Source organism: Streptomyces sp. NBC_01214, assembly GCF_026340975.1.
GTDB lineage: Bacteria > Actinomycetota > Actinomycetes > Streptomycetales > Streptomycetaceae > Streptomyces.
Genome location: NZ_JAPEOS010000003.1, coordinates 843,370 through 859,311 on the forward strand (window position 1 = coordinate 843,370; position 15,942 = coordinate 859,311).

13 protein-coding genes are annotated in these 15,942 nt (G+C 71.5%); 7 read left to right on the forward strand and 6 right to left on the reverse strand.

Annotated elements, in window-relative coordinates; genetic code table 11:
- Nucleotides 1-17: 17 nt before the first annotated feature.
- Nucleotides 18-1,700 (reverse strand): GAF domain-containing sensor histidine kinase, encoded by a 1,683-nt coding sequence (locus OG594_RS40175; RefSeq protein ID WP_266607319.1) that lies wholly within the window; start codon nucleotides 1,698-1,700, stop codon nucleotides 18-20.
- A gap of 180 nt (nucleotides 1,701-1,880) precedes the next feature.
- Here OG594_RS40175 and ppk2 point away from each other — a divergent pair, with 180 nt between their 5' ends.
- A complete protein-coding gene (gene ppk2 / locus OG594_RS40180; protein WP_266607320.1) occupies nucleotides 1,881-2,675 on the forward strand; it encodes a polyphosphate kinase 2 in 795 nt (264 codons plus the stop codon).
- Between the two features lie 25 nt (nucleotides 2,676-2,700).
- On the opposite strand, the gene OG594_RS40185 is transcribed toward ppk2, so the two are convergent.
- The 3 genes from OG594_RS40185 to OG594_RS40195 form a co-directional block, all read right to left on the reverse strand.
- Nucleotides 2,701-3,198 carry a hypothetical protein gene (locus OG594_RS40185; protein WP_266607321.1) on the reverse strand — a complete coding sequence of 166 codons (498 nt, stop codon included), beginning with the start codon at nucleotides 3,196-3,198 and terminating at the stop codon, nucleotides 2,701-2,703.
- Complete coding sequence (lgt, locus tag OG594_RS40190) at nucleotides 3,188-4,093, reverse strand: prolipoprotein diacylglyceryl transferase (RefSeq protein WP_266607322.1); 906 nt, start codon at nucleotides 4,091-4,093, stop codon at nucleotides 3,188-3,190. The genes OG594_RS40185 and lgt overlap by 11 nt, the downstream gene beginning before the upstream one ends.
- A 76-nt stretch (nucleotides 4,094-4,169) precedes the next feature.
- Nucleotides 4,170-4,718 (reverse strand): TetR/AcrR family transcriptional regulator, encoded by a 549-nt coding sequence (locus OG594_RS40195; protein WP_266607323.1) that lies wholly within the window; start codon nucleotides 4,716-4,718, stop codon nucleotides 4,170-4,172.
- A 429-nt stretch (nucleotides 4,719-5,147) separates the two neighbouring features.
- Between OG594_RS40195 and OG594_RS40200 the strand changes: the two genes are divergently transcribed.
- Both OG594_RS40200 and OG594_RS40205 read left to right on the forward strand, forming a co-directional pair.
- Complete coding sequence (locus OG594_RS40200; protein ID WP_266607324.1) at nucleotides 5,148-6,794, forward strand: hypothetical protein; 1,647 nt, start codon at nucleotides 5,148-5,150, stop codon at nucleotides 6,792-6,794.
- A 47-nt stretch (nucleotides 6,795-6,841) separates the two neighbouring features.
- A complete protein-coding gene (locus OG594_RS40205; protein ID WP_266607325.1) occupies nucleotides 6,842-7,105 on the forward strand; it encodes a hypothetical protein in 264 nt (87 codons plus the stop codon).
- A gap of 53 nt (nucleotides 7,106-7,158) precedes the next feature.
- Here OG594_RS40205 and OG594_RS40210 read toward each other — a convergent pair whose 3' ends face one another.
- On the reverse strand, nucleotides 7,159-11,898 hold the full coding sequence (locus tag OG594_RS40210) for a caspase family protein (protein ID WP_266607326.1): 4,740 nt from the start codon (nucleotides 11,896-11,898) through the stop codon (nucleotides 7,159-7,161).
- An 84-nt stretch (nucleotides 11,899-11,982) separates the two neighbouring features.
- On the opposite strand from OG594_RS40210, the gene OG594_RS40215 reads away from it, so the two are divergent.
- Together OG594_RS40215 and OG594_RS40220 are read left to right on the forward strand one after the other, a co-directional pair.
- On the forward strand, nucleotides 11,983-13,341 hold the full coding sequence (locus tag OG594_RS40215; protein WP_266607327.1) for a hypothetical protein: 1,359 nt from the start codon (nucleotides 11,983-11,985) through the stop codon (nucleotides 13,339-13,341).
- Between the two features lie 112 nt (nucleotides 13,342-13,453).
- The gene (locus OG594_RS40220; protein WP_266607328.1) at nucleotides 13,454-13,867 is read left to right on the forward strand and encodes a hypothetical protein; all 414 of its coding nucleotides are present in this window, start codon (nucleotides 13,454-13,456) and stop codon (nucleotides 13,865-13,867) included.
- Nucleotides 13,868-13,880: 13 nt separating this feature from the next.
- Here OG594_RS40220 and OG594_RS40225 read toward each other — a convergent pair.
- A protein-coding gene (locus OG594_RS40225) for an IS5 family transposase (RefSeq protein WP_266607329.1) occupies nucleotides 13,881-14,689 on the reverse strand; the annotation gives its coding sequence in 2 pieces (ribosomal slippage) (nucleotides 13,881-14,369 and nucleotides 14,372-14,689; 807 coding nt in all).
- A gap of 62 nt (nucleotides 14,690-14,751) precedes the next feature.
- Between OG594_RS40225 and OG594_RS40230 the strand changes: the two genes are divergently transcribed.
- On the forward strand, nucleotides 14,752-14,940 hold the full coding sequence (locus OG594_RS40230; protein ID WP_266607330.1) for a hypothetical protein: 189 nt from the start codon (nucleotides 14,752-14,754) through the stop codon (nucleotides 14,938-14,940).
- Between the two features lie 173 nt (nucleotides 14,941-15,113).
- Nucleotides 15,114-15,929 (forward strand): leucine-rich repeat domain-containing protein, encoded by an 816-nt coding sequence (locus OG594_RS40235; RefSeq protein WP_266607331.1) that lies wholly within the window; start codon nucleotides 15,114-15,116, stop codon nucleotides 15,927-15,929.
- Nucleotides 15,930-15,942: the final 13 nt, after the last annotated feature.

Below are 15,942 nucleotides of genomic sequence, written 5' to 3' on the forward strand. Positions count from 1 at the left end.
GCAAGGCGCCCCGGTCCTCAGCTCCCGGTGCGCAGGGGCGCCCGCCAGACGAGCCTGGTGCCCCCCTCATCGGGCGTCTCGTGCGTGAAGGACCCGCCCAGGCCCTGCGCCCGCTCGGTGAGGTTGCGCAAGCCGCTTCTGCGTCCCTGGGCCGGCAGGCCCTTCCCGTCGTCGGTGACGGTCAGCATGATCTCGTCCCGGCCGGCCTTGAGGGTCACGCCGACCCGGGTGGCCTGCGCGTGGCGGGCGGCGTTGCTGAGGAGTTCACCCAGCACAGCCATGACGTGGTCGGCTATGTGCGGCGGTACGTCGGTGTCGAGCAGGCCCTCCATGCTCAGGCGCGGCGGGTGGCGCAGGGTGGTGGCCGCGTCGCCGACGGCCCGGGCGGCGCGCGCCCGCAGACCGGGCTCGCTCTCGCGGTCCTTGGTGCGGAGTCCGAAGATCGTCGACCGGATGATCTTGATGGTTTCGTCCAGGTCGTCGACCGCCCGGCCGACCCGCTCGGCGGCCCCTTCGTGCTCGACGAGCCGGGCGGCGCTCTGCAAGGTCATGCCGGTGGCGAAGAGCCGCTGGATGGCCAGGTCGTGCAGGTCGCGGGCGATGCGGTCGCGCTCCTCCAGCAGGGCTATCTGCTCGGCGTCCCGGCGCCGCTCCGCCAGTTCCAGGGCGAGCGCGGCCTGACCGGCGAAGGCCACGAGGGGCTCCAGCTCGCCCTCGCCGAACGCCGGTTCTCCCGCCGCGCGCGCGAGCAGCAGGACGCCCCGGCTCTCGCCGCCCGCGGTGCCCAACGGGACGGCCACGGCGGGCCCCGATCCGTCCTGCGCCTGGGCCTCGGCCGGGTAGCGTGCGTCGGCCGAGGGCAGCACGGCCGTGACGGGCTTGCCGGCCCGGTGCGCCGCCCCCGAGAGCGTGCCGGCGAAGGGTACGACGAGGCCCTGCCGCGCGCTCGCGTCCGTACCGGCCGCGAACTCCACGACCAGGCCGTCGATACCGGCCACGGGCATGGCGATGTCCGCGAGGCGTGCCGCGGTGATCTCTTGTGCGCGGCGGGCGATGAGTTCCAGCACCGCCGGGCGCGAACTGCCGGACAACAGGCTCTCGGTGATCTCCGCATTGGCCTTCAGCCATCGCTGCTGGCGCTGGGAGCCCTCGTAGAGCCGCGCGTTGTCGATCGCCACGCCCGCCGCCACCGAGAGGGTCGAGATCACGGTCTCGTCCTCGGTGTCGAAGTCGAGACCGCCCCGTTTGTCGGTCAGGTAGAGGTTGCCGAACACCTCGTCGCGGACCCGGATCGGCACGCCCAGGAACGTGCGCATGGGCGGGTGATGGGCCGGAAAGCCGTAGGACGAGGAGTGCGCGCCGAGATCGGTCAGGCGCAGGGGCTCCGGGTGGTGGATGACCTCCCCGAGCAGGCCGTGGCCGGCCGGCAGGGGGCCGATCCCGGCGATCTCCTGGTTCGTGAGTCCCACGGTCAGGAACTGGGCGAGCGTGCGGCCGTCGGGGCCGATCACGCCCAGCGCCCCGTACTCGGCGTCGACGAGCAGCGCGGCGGCCTCCACGATCCGCCGGAGCACCTGGGCGAGGTCCAGCTCCCGCCCCACCGACACGACGGCCTCCAAGAGGCTGTGTACCCGGTCACGGGTGCCGCGCACCGCGTCGATGCGGACCTGGAGCTCGTCCAGTAACTCGTCCAGTCGCATCCGCGGTACCCGGGTCAACGGATTCCCCACACCCACGCGCTTTCCCTCCGGCGGTTCGCTCGGTTGCCCGATCCACGGTCAGCGTATCGACACGCCTGGGCCCGATGGGTGTTGTTGCGCACGGATGCCCGCCGTGACTCACTTGATCGCAGTGCCGGACGACGACGGGGAGGAGACGCCATGGGTCTGAAGAAGGCGGTGTACGAGGACGAGCTGCTGCGGCTCCAGACGGAACTGATCAAGCTTCAGGAGTGGGTGCGTGCGGAAGGCGCTCGCCTCGTCGTCGTCTTCGAGGGCCGCGACGCAGCGGGCAAGGGCGGCACGATCAAGCGTGTCGCGGAACACCTCAACCCCCGCGTTGCGCGCATCGCGGCGCTGCCGAAGCCGACGGAACGGGAGCGCACCCAGTGGTACTTCCAGCGCTACGTGGAGCACCTGCCGGCCGCCGGCGAGATCGTCCTGTTCGACCGCAGCTGGTACAACCGCGCCGGGGTCGAGCACGTCATGGGCTTTTGCACGCCCGCGCAACACCGGCTCTTCCTGCGCCAGTGCCCGGTCTTCGAGCACATGCTCGTGGAAGACGGGATCCTGCTGCGCAAGTACTGGTTCTCCGTCAGCGACGCGGTGCAGGAGGAACGCTTCCGCCGCCGCACCGAGGACCCGCTGCGCCGGTGGAAGCTCTCCCCGATGGACCTGGAGTCCCTCACGCGCTGGGAGGCGTACTCCCGGGCCAAGGACGAGATGCTCGTCCACACGGACACGGTGGACTCCCCGTGGTACGTGGTCGAGAGCGACGACAAGCGCAGCGCGAGACTCAACATGATCGCCCACCTGCTCTCCTCGCTCCCCTACGAGGACGTGGCGCTGCCTTCGCTGACCCTGCCGTCCCGTCCCCCTTCGACGGGCTACCAGCGCCCGTCCAAAGAGCTTCAGAACGCCGTTCCCGACCATGCGTCCACGCTCGGGAAGGACTGAAGCGCGGCAGACCTCCCGCCCCTCCTCAGTCGGTGATCTCCACCGCTTCCGGCTTCGGGAACTCCATGACCTCCCACCCCAGGGGCCAACCGTGCGCGCTGCGCCGGGTGGTCTCCGCATCGAGGCGTCGTGGCACGCGCCGCAGCCACCATCGTCCTTGTTGGTCATCGTGCCCCGGCCAGCCCACGGTGGCGGAGCGGAACCTTGCGTCGATCTCGTCGAGTTCAGGCTGACGGACGGCACGGACCCGTGGCGGCAGCAGGGGCCAAAGACGGGCCAGCGCGGTGCGGCATCCCAGATCGTTCGAGAGTTCCGGAGCCGACCATCCGTACCCCTCCTCCACCTCGTGCACCAACTCGTTCCACTGCTCGAGGAACGAGTTCAGCGTCTGGAGCTGCCGGGTCCCCCTCGACCCGGCCACGGTGCGGACGGCCTCGTGCACCGCCTCGTACTCCTGTGCCGTCAGGGACAATTCGTCGGCCGACTCCGGTGCAACGGGATCCGCACCTCGACTACGTGTCATCGCGCGTCGCTCCTCCTGCCTTGACGGCGACGCCCGGGCGGGGCTCGCCGGCCGGCTCGTGGCCGACCTCGTCCTTCGTCTGCGGCACCTCCTCGATGCCCGGGTGGCGGCGGGCCGATACGACGAGGCAGGTGAGGGCGCCGAGGAAGACCACGACCGAGGTCCAACCGTTCAGGCGCAGGCCGAGGAACGTGTGGGACTCGTCGATGCGCAGGTACTCGGTCCAGAACCGGCCCACCGTGTAGGCGGCGACGTACAGGGCGAAGGTCCTGCCCTGCCCGAGCGTGAACCGGCGGGCCGCCCAGAGGACCAGTGCGGCGACGCCGATGTTCCAGAGGGACTCGTAGAGGAAGGTGGGGTGGTACGTCGCGGTGTCGAGCAGGGTGGACGGACGGTGTGCGCGGTCGATCTCCAGGCCCCAGGGGAGCGTGGTGGGGCGGCCGTAGAGTTCCTGGTTGAACCAGTTGCCCCAGCGGCCGATCGCCTGGGCCAGGGCTATGCCGGGGGCGACGGCGTCCGCGTAGGCGGGGAAGGGGATGCGGTGGCGGCGGCAGCCGAGCCACGCGCCGACACCGCCCAGGGCGATGGCGCCCCAGATGCCGAGCCCGCCTTCCCACACGTACAGGGCTCGGATCGGCTCGCCGTGGTCGCCGAAGTACGCGTCGGGGCTGGTGATCACGTGGTAGAGGCGTCCGCCGGCGATGCCGAACGGTACCGCCCAGAGGGTGACGTCCGCGATGACGCCCTGCTCCCCGCCCCGCGCGACCCAGCGCCGGTTGCCGAGCCAGACGGCGACGAAGACGCCCAGGATGATGCAGAAGGCGTACGCCCTCAACGGGACCGGGCCGAGGTGGAGCACCCCGGTCGAAGGACTGGGGAGGTAGGCAAGATCCATGGTCACTCCGTAGAGGTGTCGATCAAGCGGACGGGTAGGCACGGCGTACCGGGAGCGGGCCCCTTGGCCGTGGCGGTCATGCGGTGTCTTCCCCGGTCCCGTTCCGGATCGTTCGGGCGAACGCCTCGCAGCCGGTGCGCCATGCGGCGTCCAGGTCCGCGCCGGGCGGGAAGCGGCCGTCGAGTTCGAGCACGACCATGCCGTGCGCGAACGCCCAGAACGCGCGTGCGACGTCGATGTCGCCGTGCACCGCGTGGCCCAGCGGCGTCGCCGCACGGTCTTCGAGCCCTTCGGGGAGCGCGGTGCGGGCGAGCGGTCGACCGTGGGTGATGCGGTAGAGGTGCGGGCTGGCGAGAGCATGCCGGCGGTAGGCGCGGGCGAGCACGAGCAGGGGCGGTTCGACGCCGATCTCGGCTTCAGCCGCCTCCAACTCCTCTGCCAACCGGGTCATCCCCTGCACCTGGAGTCCGGCCTCGACGGCGGCCTTGTCGGGAAAGTGCTTGTACAAGGAAGGCGCCCGGATACCGACGCGCTCGGCGATGCGCCGCATCGACAACGCATCCGGCCCTTCGGCGTCGAGCAGTTCCCGCGCGGCGGCCATGATCTGCCGCGCGCGGTCAGCCATGGCGGGCCGTCCGCGGGGACGGGAGCACTGGCGGCTTCCCCGTACCCCGGAGGGGGCGGGTCGGGTCACTGTCGAACGGGGTGCTGCCGGCTGTACCGGTGTTCACTGTGGCCCTCTCGCGCTGCGACCGATCGGATCACCGCGGCTAACGGTGTTAGCCGCGCGTGGCCTCACGGTATGGCTACCGGTGTTGGCCGTCAAGGTTGGACCATGTCGGACTCCGACCGGCCCGAGCCCGAACCCCCGCCGCTGCTGCGCGTCGTGGGCCACGCCATCGAAAAGTGGGAGATTCCCGATTCGGCCAGTACACGTCTGTTTCGCGCCGGTTGGGCTGGATCGGGGTCCCGGACCGTCCGGTGGGTGCTGTGCTGGAGGGGCTGCGCCCGTCGGGGGCGAGCGTCGGACAGCGCACACAGGGGGTCTTCAGCGATGGCTTCTCTGCACTACGAAGTACTCACCGATCCCGCTCCGCTCCAGGTGCCGGTCGCGGGCGAGGAACGCCGGGGATCGGTCTACATCGTCGTCTCCAACCCGACCATGGACGAGGTGATCTGGTACTCCATCGAGATGCGCGTGCCCTGCGGCCAGGCGGACGGTGATCTGACGGCGAATCCGAAGACGATCACCGCGCGGATCGAGCGGAACACCGCGACGAAGCAGGGGGAGGAGCCGATCGTCGCCTGGGACGACAACACGGGTGTCCTCACCGTGACCGCCCGGCCGAACACGCTGTTCCAGGAGGCCGGCTCCATGGCCCTGGTCCTGGACGGCTTCCCGGTCTCCAGCGCAGCGGGACTGGTGCTGCTGCGCGTGACGGAGCGGGCGGCGAACGGCGCCAGGGTGCAGAAGAACCCCGTGACCTTGAGCCTGCTGAAGCAGCTGCCCAAGGTTCCGCGCAACTTCCGTGCGCAGCAGTCCCTGGTGGCCGGAGGCCAGGACGTCGTCCTGCAATGGGACGGGCCCGACACCCTCACCTACCGGATCCAAGGTCCGGACGGCCCCCCGGAGACGGTCGTGCCGACGCAGGGCACGGGCGGCTGGCAGTGGTCGCCGGCGGCGGGCCAGGAGCCGAAGCGGGACGCCACGTACACCCTGATCGCCACCTCTCCGGGCGGGCAGCAGCCCGGGTACTTCCTCACCACCACCGTCCACCTGCGCAGCCCCGAGTTCGAGGGCGTCACCGCGACGACCGGAATCCACAGCCCGTGGGTCCAGGGCACGACGGACAAGGGCCGGATCGTCTTCACCGCGCAGGGCGCCCAGATCCGCGATGCCGCGGGCGACCTCGGCACCCTCTCCGCCGCCAAGGCCGACGCCGACACCGTCACCGCGGAGTGGGTCCGGGGACGCGAGAGCGACGCCGGGTGGATCCGGTTCCCGTCCGACGGAATCCGGGTCGGCCGCGGCGGTGGAAGCGACTTGGGAACCGTCACGGCCGACAAGATCAGCGTGAACGGAATCAACACCCGGTGGGTGGGGGACCGGGACGCGGGCAAGGGATGGGTCGAGTTCCCGCAGTCGGGAGTGAACGTCCGCAAGGACGGAAAACAGGACTGGGGAACCGTCGCCGCTGACCTCGCGGACCTGAACGGCATCAACACCAAGTGGGTGCAGGGTCGCACGGCCGCCGACGGATGGATCGAGTTCCCGGCCTCCGGGATGAACGTGTTCCAGGGCTCCGGGACCCGGCAGTGGGGGACCGTCGCCGCCGCCACGGCGGACCTGAACGACGTGGTCACCGACCGGGCCAAGGTCAAGGAACGCCTCGTCCTCCAGGGCGGGCTGAGCGTCGACAACGTGCTGGAGACGCAGGACGGCCCGCCGCGACTGATCGTCCACGGCCGCCTGGACGCCGAGGGCGAGGTGAACGCCGACCGCACGGTCACCGTCACCGGAGACCTCACCACGCTCGGCATGCTGCGCGTTCAAGGCGAGTCGCGCTTGCAGGGGAAGGTGAACGCCGGCGCGCACCTGTCGGTCCGCAACGAAGGCGCCTGGATCATGCACACGAACGACGGGAAGGTAGCGATCAACGGCGACCTGCGCGTCCACGGGGCGTTCCGCGCCGATTCCTGATCAGGCGCGCCCAGCACGCTGCGTGACGGGCGGTCAAGGGTCGCCTCGTGCCCCCACCCCCGTCCGTAGCGTTGCGCCGCACGGGCGTACCCGGGCGGGTCGTGCGGCACCACGCCCGGGCGGTGCAGCAGCCCGGCCCGGTCAGCGGCGGGGCGTGGAAGGAGTCGGCGGGCGGCGCGCTGGACCCGGACGAGGTGGCCGCGGCCGTCGCGTACGCCTACGGCCGGCCCCCGCAACGTCACCGTCCGCGAGATCGTCCTGGCCTCGACCAGCCAGCAAGCCTGACGGACCCCGCCGCCCTAGGCGGGTGAACCGGACGACACCGCGGGCGGGCCGGGCAGTTGCGGCGACGCACGGGCGGGGGTCAGCCCGACAGGACCGGGCCGAGCCCCGTCAACCGCAAGGCGAACCAGTGTTCGTCCACCAGGACGAACACCACGTCGGGGGCGGCCGTCGTCAGGTCGCTGACGGCGCCCGGCAGCGGCAAGGCGAGCGGTTCGCGGTCGGGTCGGGCCGGGTTCCAGACGCGCAGGGCCCGGTCCGCGCCGACGCCGACGACGAGGTCCTGATCGGATCGGGCGAGCCGGGTCAGGTGGGTCAGCGGTGTGCCGTCATGGAGAAGTGCACGGCCGGCTCCCGCACCCTCCCCGCCCTGGAGGTCCCAGAGTTCCACGGCGTCGCGCGAGCCGGCCGCGCCGTCCGGATCCTGCACGGGCACGGCGAGCTGCCAGTGCCCGGACGGCGTGCTCAGGGCCACCGGCGGAACGCCGGGCACGGGCGGATGCGACGTGCGGCCCACGCTCTGCGTGAAGGAGCCGGAGGCACCGTGCAGCAGGATGAGGCCGCCCGGGGTGACCGAGGCCAGGAGGGCCTCCGCCCGCGGGCGCACGCACGGCACCGCCGTCATGACCGGGAGTCCCTCCGGGTCACTGGCGACGTGGGTCCGGTCGCCCGGGAGCCACAGCAGGGTCCGGGGCGGTCCGCCCTCGTAGTTCACCACCAGGGCCGCCGTCCAGCCCGGCGCCGAGGCGGACCGGAGCGAGGTGATCGGTCCCCGGAGCTGCTCCAGTGCCGCCGCGGTCCCACCGGTGGTGATCTCCTCACGGGTCTCGGCGTCGACGACGCGCACCCGGTGCTTCCGGTACTCCCGGTGCTCCACGAGGGCGATGACCAGCCGGCCGTCCGGCAGTACCTGCGGGGCGACGTGGTCGACCAGGTGCCGTTCGGGCAACAACCGGGCCAGGTTGTCGCCCCGCGCGTCGGTGAGCCAGGCGCCGCCCGCGGCCCCCGCGACGGCCAGTCCCCAGGGCCGGCCGGCCGAGGTCCGGCGGAAGGCCGCGATCGTGCGCGCACGACGGCTGTCGTAGTCCGGCTGCGCGGTGTGGGAGCCGCTGTCACCGGGGGTCCACAGGCGCACCGCGCCGTCCCACCCGGCGGAGGCGAGGAGGCCGCTGCCGCTGCCCCGGCCGGCTCGGAGGGAGGTGAGCGCGTACGACCCGGCCGGGAAGGCGTGACGGCCCCGACCGCGCGAGGGCAGCGCCGCCCAGCCCACGGGCACCACCTGGGTTCCCGCGGCCGCCCGGTATCCCTCCTCCGGAAGGCCGGACATACGGCTCGTCAGCACCCGCTGCGGGGACCCGGTGTACGGATCCACGAGCGTGATCCGTGACGCCAGGCCCGCTACGGCGAGCAGCGTGCGGTCCCCGCCCCCGCCCCCGGTGAGCGGGGCCAGTGCACGTACCCCGCCCACCTTCCCGGGGAGCACCCGCCGCAGGGCGAGTCGCCCCACGTCCCACACGCGCACCGTGCCGTCGTCGCCTCCGGACACCGCGAACGTCCCCTCGTAGGGGGTCTCCCCGTTCGGCGTCCGCTCGCCCGACGCACCGAGGGCGGCGAGCGCGTAGACCGTGCCGGTGTGGCCGTGCAGGGAACCGGCGGCCTCCGGCCCGTCCGGCCCGTCCACGTCCCAGCGGCGTACGGTGCAGTCGGCGCCCGCGGACAGCAGGTACCGGTGCCCGTCGGGCAGCGTCACCGGGGCCACCGCCGTCACCCGTCCCACATGGCCCCTCAGCACGGTCGCGCTCCAGTCCTCGGTGCGCCACAGCCGTACGGAGCGGTCCTCGCCCGCGGAGACCAGGAGCGGGCTCTCGACCCCGTCGAAGGCGGCCAGGCACAGCACCGTGTCCGAGTGGCCCTGGAGGACGGCGACCGCGTCGCCGGTGTCCAGGTCCCATACGTGGAGGTCGCGTCCGGCCGCCGCGACCAGCAGCCGGCGTCCCTCCTTGTCGGTGAGCGTGGTCAGTGCCGTCACGGTGGTGCGCGGGCCGGTCAGCACCATCCGTGTCTCGCCGGTGTCCGGATCCCAGACCCGCACCGTCCCGTCACCGCTCGCGGAAGCGAGTACCTCCCGCCCGTCGCCGGAGTCGAGGGCCTCCAGGGCGAGTACCGGACCCGAGTGCCCGTGCAGGACGATGCTGAAGTCGTCCGGTGCCGTCGAGGCGGCCTCGAGCACCGCGTCGACACGGGTGTGGCCGCGGAACCAACTGACGAGCTCGCACTCCTCGAACATCGCCGTCATCAGCAGGATGCGCAGCCGGTCCGGGGGCGAGAGGGACACCAGACGGTGCGCGGCCCGCAGGTAGAGGCGGGCCACCGGCAGCGTGAACCGCTTGGGCAGGGTACGCACGGCCGCGGCGGTGCGCGTGGGATCGGCGTGGACGAGGAAGCCCAGGTCGCGCATGACCTCCGGCAGCATGCCCGCCGCGAGCGCGTGCGCCGTGAGGTGCCGGCTCAGGTAGGGGTGGGCGGACTGCCAGGCGGCGGGACCGCGGCCGGGCAACGTCGCCAGCAGCGCCCGGGTGATCCGCGCGTGCGCGTCCCAGGGGGACGTTCCCCGGAAGTGGTCGATGAGTGCCTGGTGGTAGAGGCGGTACACGGTCTGGCCCGACTCCCCGGATTCCACGACGTGGAACCCGGCGTTCTCCAGCACCCAGGCGATGTCCTCGTCCGTGTAGTGGGGCTCCCCGCGTCCGGACAGGGCGTCGGCCAGCGCCGGCCAGAGGTCCCGGCGCGGCAGCCCCGCGCCCTCCGCCCAGGCCAGGGGGCGCAGCAGGTCACGTAGCCGATCCGGGTCGGTGACCCGCGCGAACTCCACGTCGAGCACGGCCGCTAGGTCACCCGCCAGCAACCGGTCGACATCGGCCCGTCCTTCCGCGCCGCCGGAGCGCGCCAGCGCCCCCAGCACCGCACGGGTGGCGACCCTGGCGTACAGGAAGATGCCGCCGCTCGCGTCGGCGATGCGCGACGCCCAGGCCGCGGCCCGTTCCTCCCGACCGCGGAAGGGGGAGTGCTCGGCTCCCAGCAGCCGTCGCCGCGCGTAGGCGGTGAGGTCGGCACGGGTCTCCGGCTCGTGGTCGAGCACGGCCGTTTCGTCCGGGGCGAGTGCCCGCAGGAGCGGGCCGGTACCGCTGCCGTCCACCGTGCCGTCGGCGGCCGCGGTGCCTTCGGCGACGTCGGTGTCGGCCGCCCCGGTGTCCGCCGCGGCGCCGCTGCCCGCCGCGGCGCCGGTGTCCGCCGCGGCGCCGGTGTCCGCCGCGGCGCCGGTGTCCGCCGCGGCGCCGGTGTCCGCCGCGGCGCCGCTGCCCGCCGCGCCGCCGGTGCCCGCCGCGGCGCCGCTGCCCGCCGCGCCGCCGGCTCGATGCGGCCGTGTGCCGACCAGGACCCGTACGCCGGTGAGATCGGCGAGCGGGCGCAGCAGGTCGGCGGCGATGGCTACCGCCTCGGCCGGTTTGGCCTCGTCCAGCCCGTCGAGGACGACCGTCACCCGTCGGCCCAGTTCGCCGACCTGCCGCACGACTTGCGCCGCCGTCAGCCGGCCGTCATCGGGCACGGGCAGACCCAGGACATCGGCGACGGCGCGCAGGCAGTCGTCCAGGGTCTTGTTCCGGCAGGACAGGGCCAGATCCACCGAACCCAGCGGCGGGAGGGCGGAGTTGGGCGTGTCGTTGAGTCCGCCCTCGTCGTCGGCGATGGCACGCAGTGCGGGCACCGAGAGGGTGGCGATCCTGCCGAGCAGGGCGGACTTGCCCGTACCGGGCGATCCGGTGATCGCGAACAGCCCTCGATCGCTGTGCTCCAGCCAGCCGAAGACACGCCGCAGCAACCGTTCGCGGCCGCAGAAGTACCAGCCGGTCTCACCCACCTCGATCCCCCGGGCCGAGAGCACGAGGTGCTGGTCCACGTCCGCCGACCGCAGTCGGCGCAGCCGCTTGGTCTCCACGTCCTCGTCGGGGACGGATGCCGACGGGTGCAGGGGGTTGCGCAGGGCCGGGACGGGCGCGCCCAGGGCGCGGAAGGCGGTCGCGGCATCGTGGTCCGACAGGATCCGGGTGATCGCGTCGGCCAGTTCGTCGGAGCGGATGGTCTCGTCGTGTTCCGTCCAGCGCCGGTCTTCGGGACCGTGCCGCACGACGTGCTCCAACGTCTGCGCGAAGAGCCCGTCCTCGGCGCTGTCGTAGCCGCGGGTCGACGCGATCACCGCGAACCGCCGTTCGGGTCCGGCGCTGCTGGTGCGGTCCAGTACCTCGCAGATCTCCGTGGCGATGCGGGACGCGGCCGTTCCGCCGGCACAGCAGTCGAGGAGGATCAGGACCTCCTCGAACTCCCGGTGCGCCAGGAAGCGGGCCAGCGCCTTCGCGGTGATCGCGCTGAGCCCGTCCAGTCGGGTACCGGGGGAATCGGAGGCTATGAGGAAGTGCTCGCCCGCGTCGACCGAGCCGTGCCCCGTCCAGTACAGCACCAGCCGCGTGCCGGACCGGTCCCAAGCACGTAACCGCTGGGTGATGGTGGCGAAGTCGCCGCTGCTCGCGAGGTCAGGCAGCTCGTGGACGTACCCCAGCGAGCGGAACAGCCGGTAGAGCCGCTCCACGCTGGCCGGTACGTGGCTCAGCCGCCGCCAGCTCGCATCCTGGTAGTCGCCGACGCCGATGAGGACGAAACTGTCGTCGTCGTTGCTGCCGCCGTCCGTCACGCGCACCGCCGCACTGTGCTGCTCCCCGTCGCCGTGCTGGTGATGCGTACCGATGCACCGACGCCCCGTGGCCACGGGCCGAGGGTGCGGCCGATGGGTAGCATGTGGTCTACCGTCAACCAGCGGCATCGTACGGCGGATCGGGCAACGGGGGTAATCGTGCCGGGAATTCCGGTCGCGGATCTGGTGGTGGTCCTACCCGGCATCATGGGCAGCGTCCTGGCCCGGGACGGGCGTGAGGTCTGGAACCACACGCTCGCGGTGGCCGGAAGGCATGCGCTGGGCAGGCTGGGAGAGTTACGGAACCTGGCGCTGCCGAGCGACATCGGGGACGCCGACCCCGGGGATGGCGTCGAGGCCGTCGGCCTGATCAAGGGGTTGCACGTGTTGCCGGGGGTCTCCGCGATCGACGGATACGGCCCCCTCCTGGCCTTCCTGGACAAGCGGTTGGGCGTGTCCGAGCGGAACGGCAACCTCCTGCCCTTCCCGTACGACTGGCGGCTCTCGGTCCGGCTGAACGCGCGCCGGCTCGCCGCCCGGGTGGAGGCTGCCCTGGCGGCTTGGCGCCTCCGCACCGGTGACCCCGCCGCGCGGGCGGTGTTCGTGGCCCACTCGATGGGCGGCCTGGTGGCCCGCTACTACCTGGATGTGCTGGGCGGCAACCGTCATGCCCGACGCCTCGTCACCATCGGTACCCCCTACCGGGGTTCGGTGAACGCGCTCACCTCGCTGCACACGGGTGTGGCGCCGGGCCTGGGCCGCCTGTCCGCCCCGTTCACCGGGCTGGCCCGCTCCATGCCCTCGCTGCACCAGCTCCTGCCGACCTGGCGGTGCCTGGTCGACCCGGAGGGCCGACGCGTCCCCCTGGGCGGGTCGGTCCGCGTGCCCGGCGTGAACGAGGCACTGGCCGCCGACGCACTGCACCTGCACGAGGAGCTGGACCGCGTCGCTGCCGGCGGCTACGACCTGCACGTGTTCGGCGGCTACCGCCAGCCCACCTTGCAGTCGGCGCGGGTCGACGCCGTCGCCCTCGCCGGCCTGCGGGACGTCGACGGCACCGACCACCTCGGTGACGGCACGGTCCCTCGCTTCTCCTGTTTCCCCGCCCAGTCCACGGACGACTCCACCGTGCGCTTCTTCGCCCAGAAACACGGGGCCCTGCAGAACGAACGGGCGCTCCTCAATCAGCTGGAGGCGCTGCTCACCTCGCGCGACCCCCGTGAGTTCCTGGACGGGGCCCAGGAGTTGACCGTCGACGTGCCCGAGATCGCCGAGGGGTCGGAGTGTCCCGTGGGCGTGACGGCTGCCGAGGACCGGCTGCTGCTGTCCGCCACCGTCGAGGACGTCGAGACGGGCCGCTCCTACGGCCCCAAGACCCTGCGCAACCACGGGAGCGGACGCTACGGGACGCGTCTGGTCCTACCCGGCCCGGGAACGTGGCGGGTGACCGTGGGCGACCCCGTCAATGCCGGCCGGGTGCACGCGGTGAGCAGCATCGTGCTGGTGGGACCGCAGTAGGAGGGCGTACGGGCCGTCGCGACCGGTGGGGCCGGGCCGTCAAGGCGGGCCACGGGCCACCTGCTGGGGCTCCCGCGAACGGGGCGTCTGGGGGCAAGGAACAATGCAGGGCATGGAAGATGCGTTCACACTCCTTCGGCAGGCCGTCGATCTGCTGCCCGAGGACGCCGTCGCAGAGAACGGCCGGACGGTCGGGGACGTTCGCGAGGACGTCAGGCGCCAAGAGTGGGAGATGGTGCTCGGCGTTCTCGAAGAGATCGGGGACGTCCATCCCGTGTCCGTGGACTTCTGGGAGCTCCTCGCCGAAGCCGCTCGGCAGATGATGCTCGACCGCAGTCACCGTTGGTGTCAGTGGCGGGGCTGGGAAGTCCAGCACGGCACTGTCCGGGCCACCTTGAGTTTGATGGATCCGCAGGAGGGCGGACGTCGCACCGCATTTTCCGGGGACGGGCGGCTCAGGCCGATGTGGGACATCGGCAATCGCACCACGGACGGAGAACGAGAGCTCAACATCGCAAGGCTATGAGCTCGTAACACGATCATGAGGTGGGCTTGTTGAGGCGTCGCCAACAGATGAGGCTGCAAGCGAGGGAGACAAACGCGTCGTGGAGCTCGGTGCGCCGTTCCCACCGGACGGCGAGTCGTTTGAACTGGTGGAGCAGGGCGAAGGTCTGTTCCACGACGTAGCGGAGCTTGCCCATGCCCTTGATGTTCGGGGATCCCTTGCGGGAGATGACGGGCAGGATCCGGCGTTTACGCAGCTCATCACGGTTGGCGTTGGAGTCGTAGCCCTTGTCCCCGAGCAGAGCATCGGGACGTCGGCGGGGCCGGCCGGGGCGGCCCGCCACCGGTGGGATGCCGTCGACCAGGGCGAGAGTCTGGGTGACGTCATTGACGTTCGCCGCAGTCGTGATGACTTTGAGCGGAGTGCCGCGTCCGTCGCAGATCAGGTGGTGTTTGCTGCCTGTCTTCCGCCGGTCGACCGGCGACGGACCGGTGTCGGCTCCCCCTTTTTCGCACGGATGTGGGAGCCGTCCACGCAGGCCCTGGACCAGTCGAGCCGGCCGGCCGCATTCAACTCGGCGAGCAGGATCCGATGCAGCTGGTCGAAGACCCCGGCCTGCTGCCACCGCTCCAGGCGCCGCCAGCAGGTCTGCCCGGACCCGAATCCCAGCTCAGGTGGTAGGAGTTGCCAGGCGATGTCGTTGCAGAGCACGTACAGGATGCCTTGCAGACACAACCGGTCAGCTACCGGCCGCGGCCCTGGTGACCTCGTCGGCCAGGGCGGCAGCAGCGGCTCGATCAGTGCCCACAAGTCGTCGTCCACGATCCACGGCCGAGTACTCACACCACCACGAACGGCTGAATCGTCACACCGGTCACGGCTGACCAGGACATCTCATCAAGATCGTGTTACGAGCTCTATGGGTGGAGTACGAGCAGCAGCTCGGCCCCGGGGAGACAGCCGACGTTCGCCTGGCTCCCCTGCGGCCCGAGCAGTGGCGCCATCTGAAGCCCGGTGACGTGATCTTCATGCACGAAGCCCGACCCGTCGCCGGCATCGCCGAGATCACCGAAGTCCTGCCGCCCCGCGCATGAGGCCAATAGGGCCAGATGCGTGACAGGCCGCGTTGAACGTGCATTTCAGGACTCGGTGGAAACGGACTGACGTCCAGGCGGGAGCAACGGGATGTTTTGCCCGAAGTTCTAGATGACTGCGATGCCCGATATTGCACTCACGTCTCCTCAGCTGTGACGTCTACTGTGAGCCGATGAGTGAGGAATTGAATCCGCAGGTGTTCTCGAACCGCTGGGCTGACGCCGTCGGGCCCAGCGGCCAGGGTTCACCTCGCGATTTCTGCGGGTGCATCGAACACGGCACCGGGACGCAGCTACCGACCGTTTTCCATCCGGAACGTCAGGACACCACCGCACCAGGATGGATCCGCCTCCTCGAGCTGGTGGAGGAGGCGGCAGCCGACGGACGGGAAGTCTTCAAGCCGCTGGTGGAGCTCACGGCGGAACAGCGGCGCCAGGTCATCACGCTCCCGCCGACCATCTCCAAACTCACCTCGGTGAAACACCTCGTGCTGTACGGCAGCAACCTGGTGCGCATCCCGCCTGAGATCGGCGCGATGAAGAGCCTTGAGGAGTTCACCCCGTACACCTCCCACCGTTTGCACTGGTTCCCTTACGAGATCACCCGGTGCCTCGACCTGCGGCGCAGCACGGTGAGCACCCGTGCCGTCTACGGCAATTTCAAGCGACGGCCCCCGTTCCCGGCGCTGTCGGCCGCGGCGGCGACCGGGCTCCAAGGGGTTGACCTCGAAGACCTCGACCCTGGCGTATGGGGTGCCGCAGCGATCCGCACGTGCAGCGTCTGCGACCAGCACATCCAGGGCGTGAACCTCCGCCAGGTCTGGATCTCCCTATGGACGTCGGGCGCTGACGTCCTGCCCTTGCTGGTCAACGCCTGTTCGACGGCTTGCATCGACGCGCTGCCCATGTCGGCCGAAGGCTACGTCCAGATGCCGCACACCGGCGGGCCAAGCGTGAGCCAGCCGTCAGCTGGCCGACGTCCTCACTAACGCGGAGCGGCTC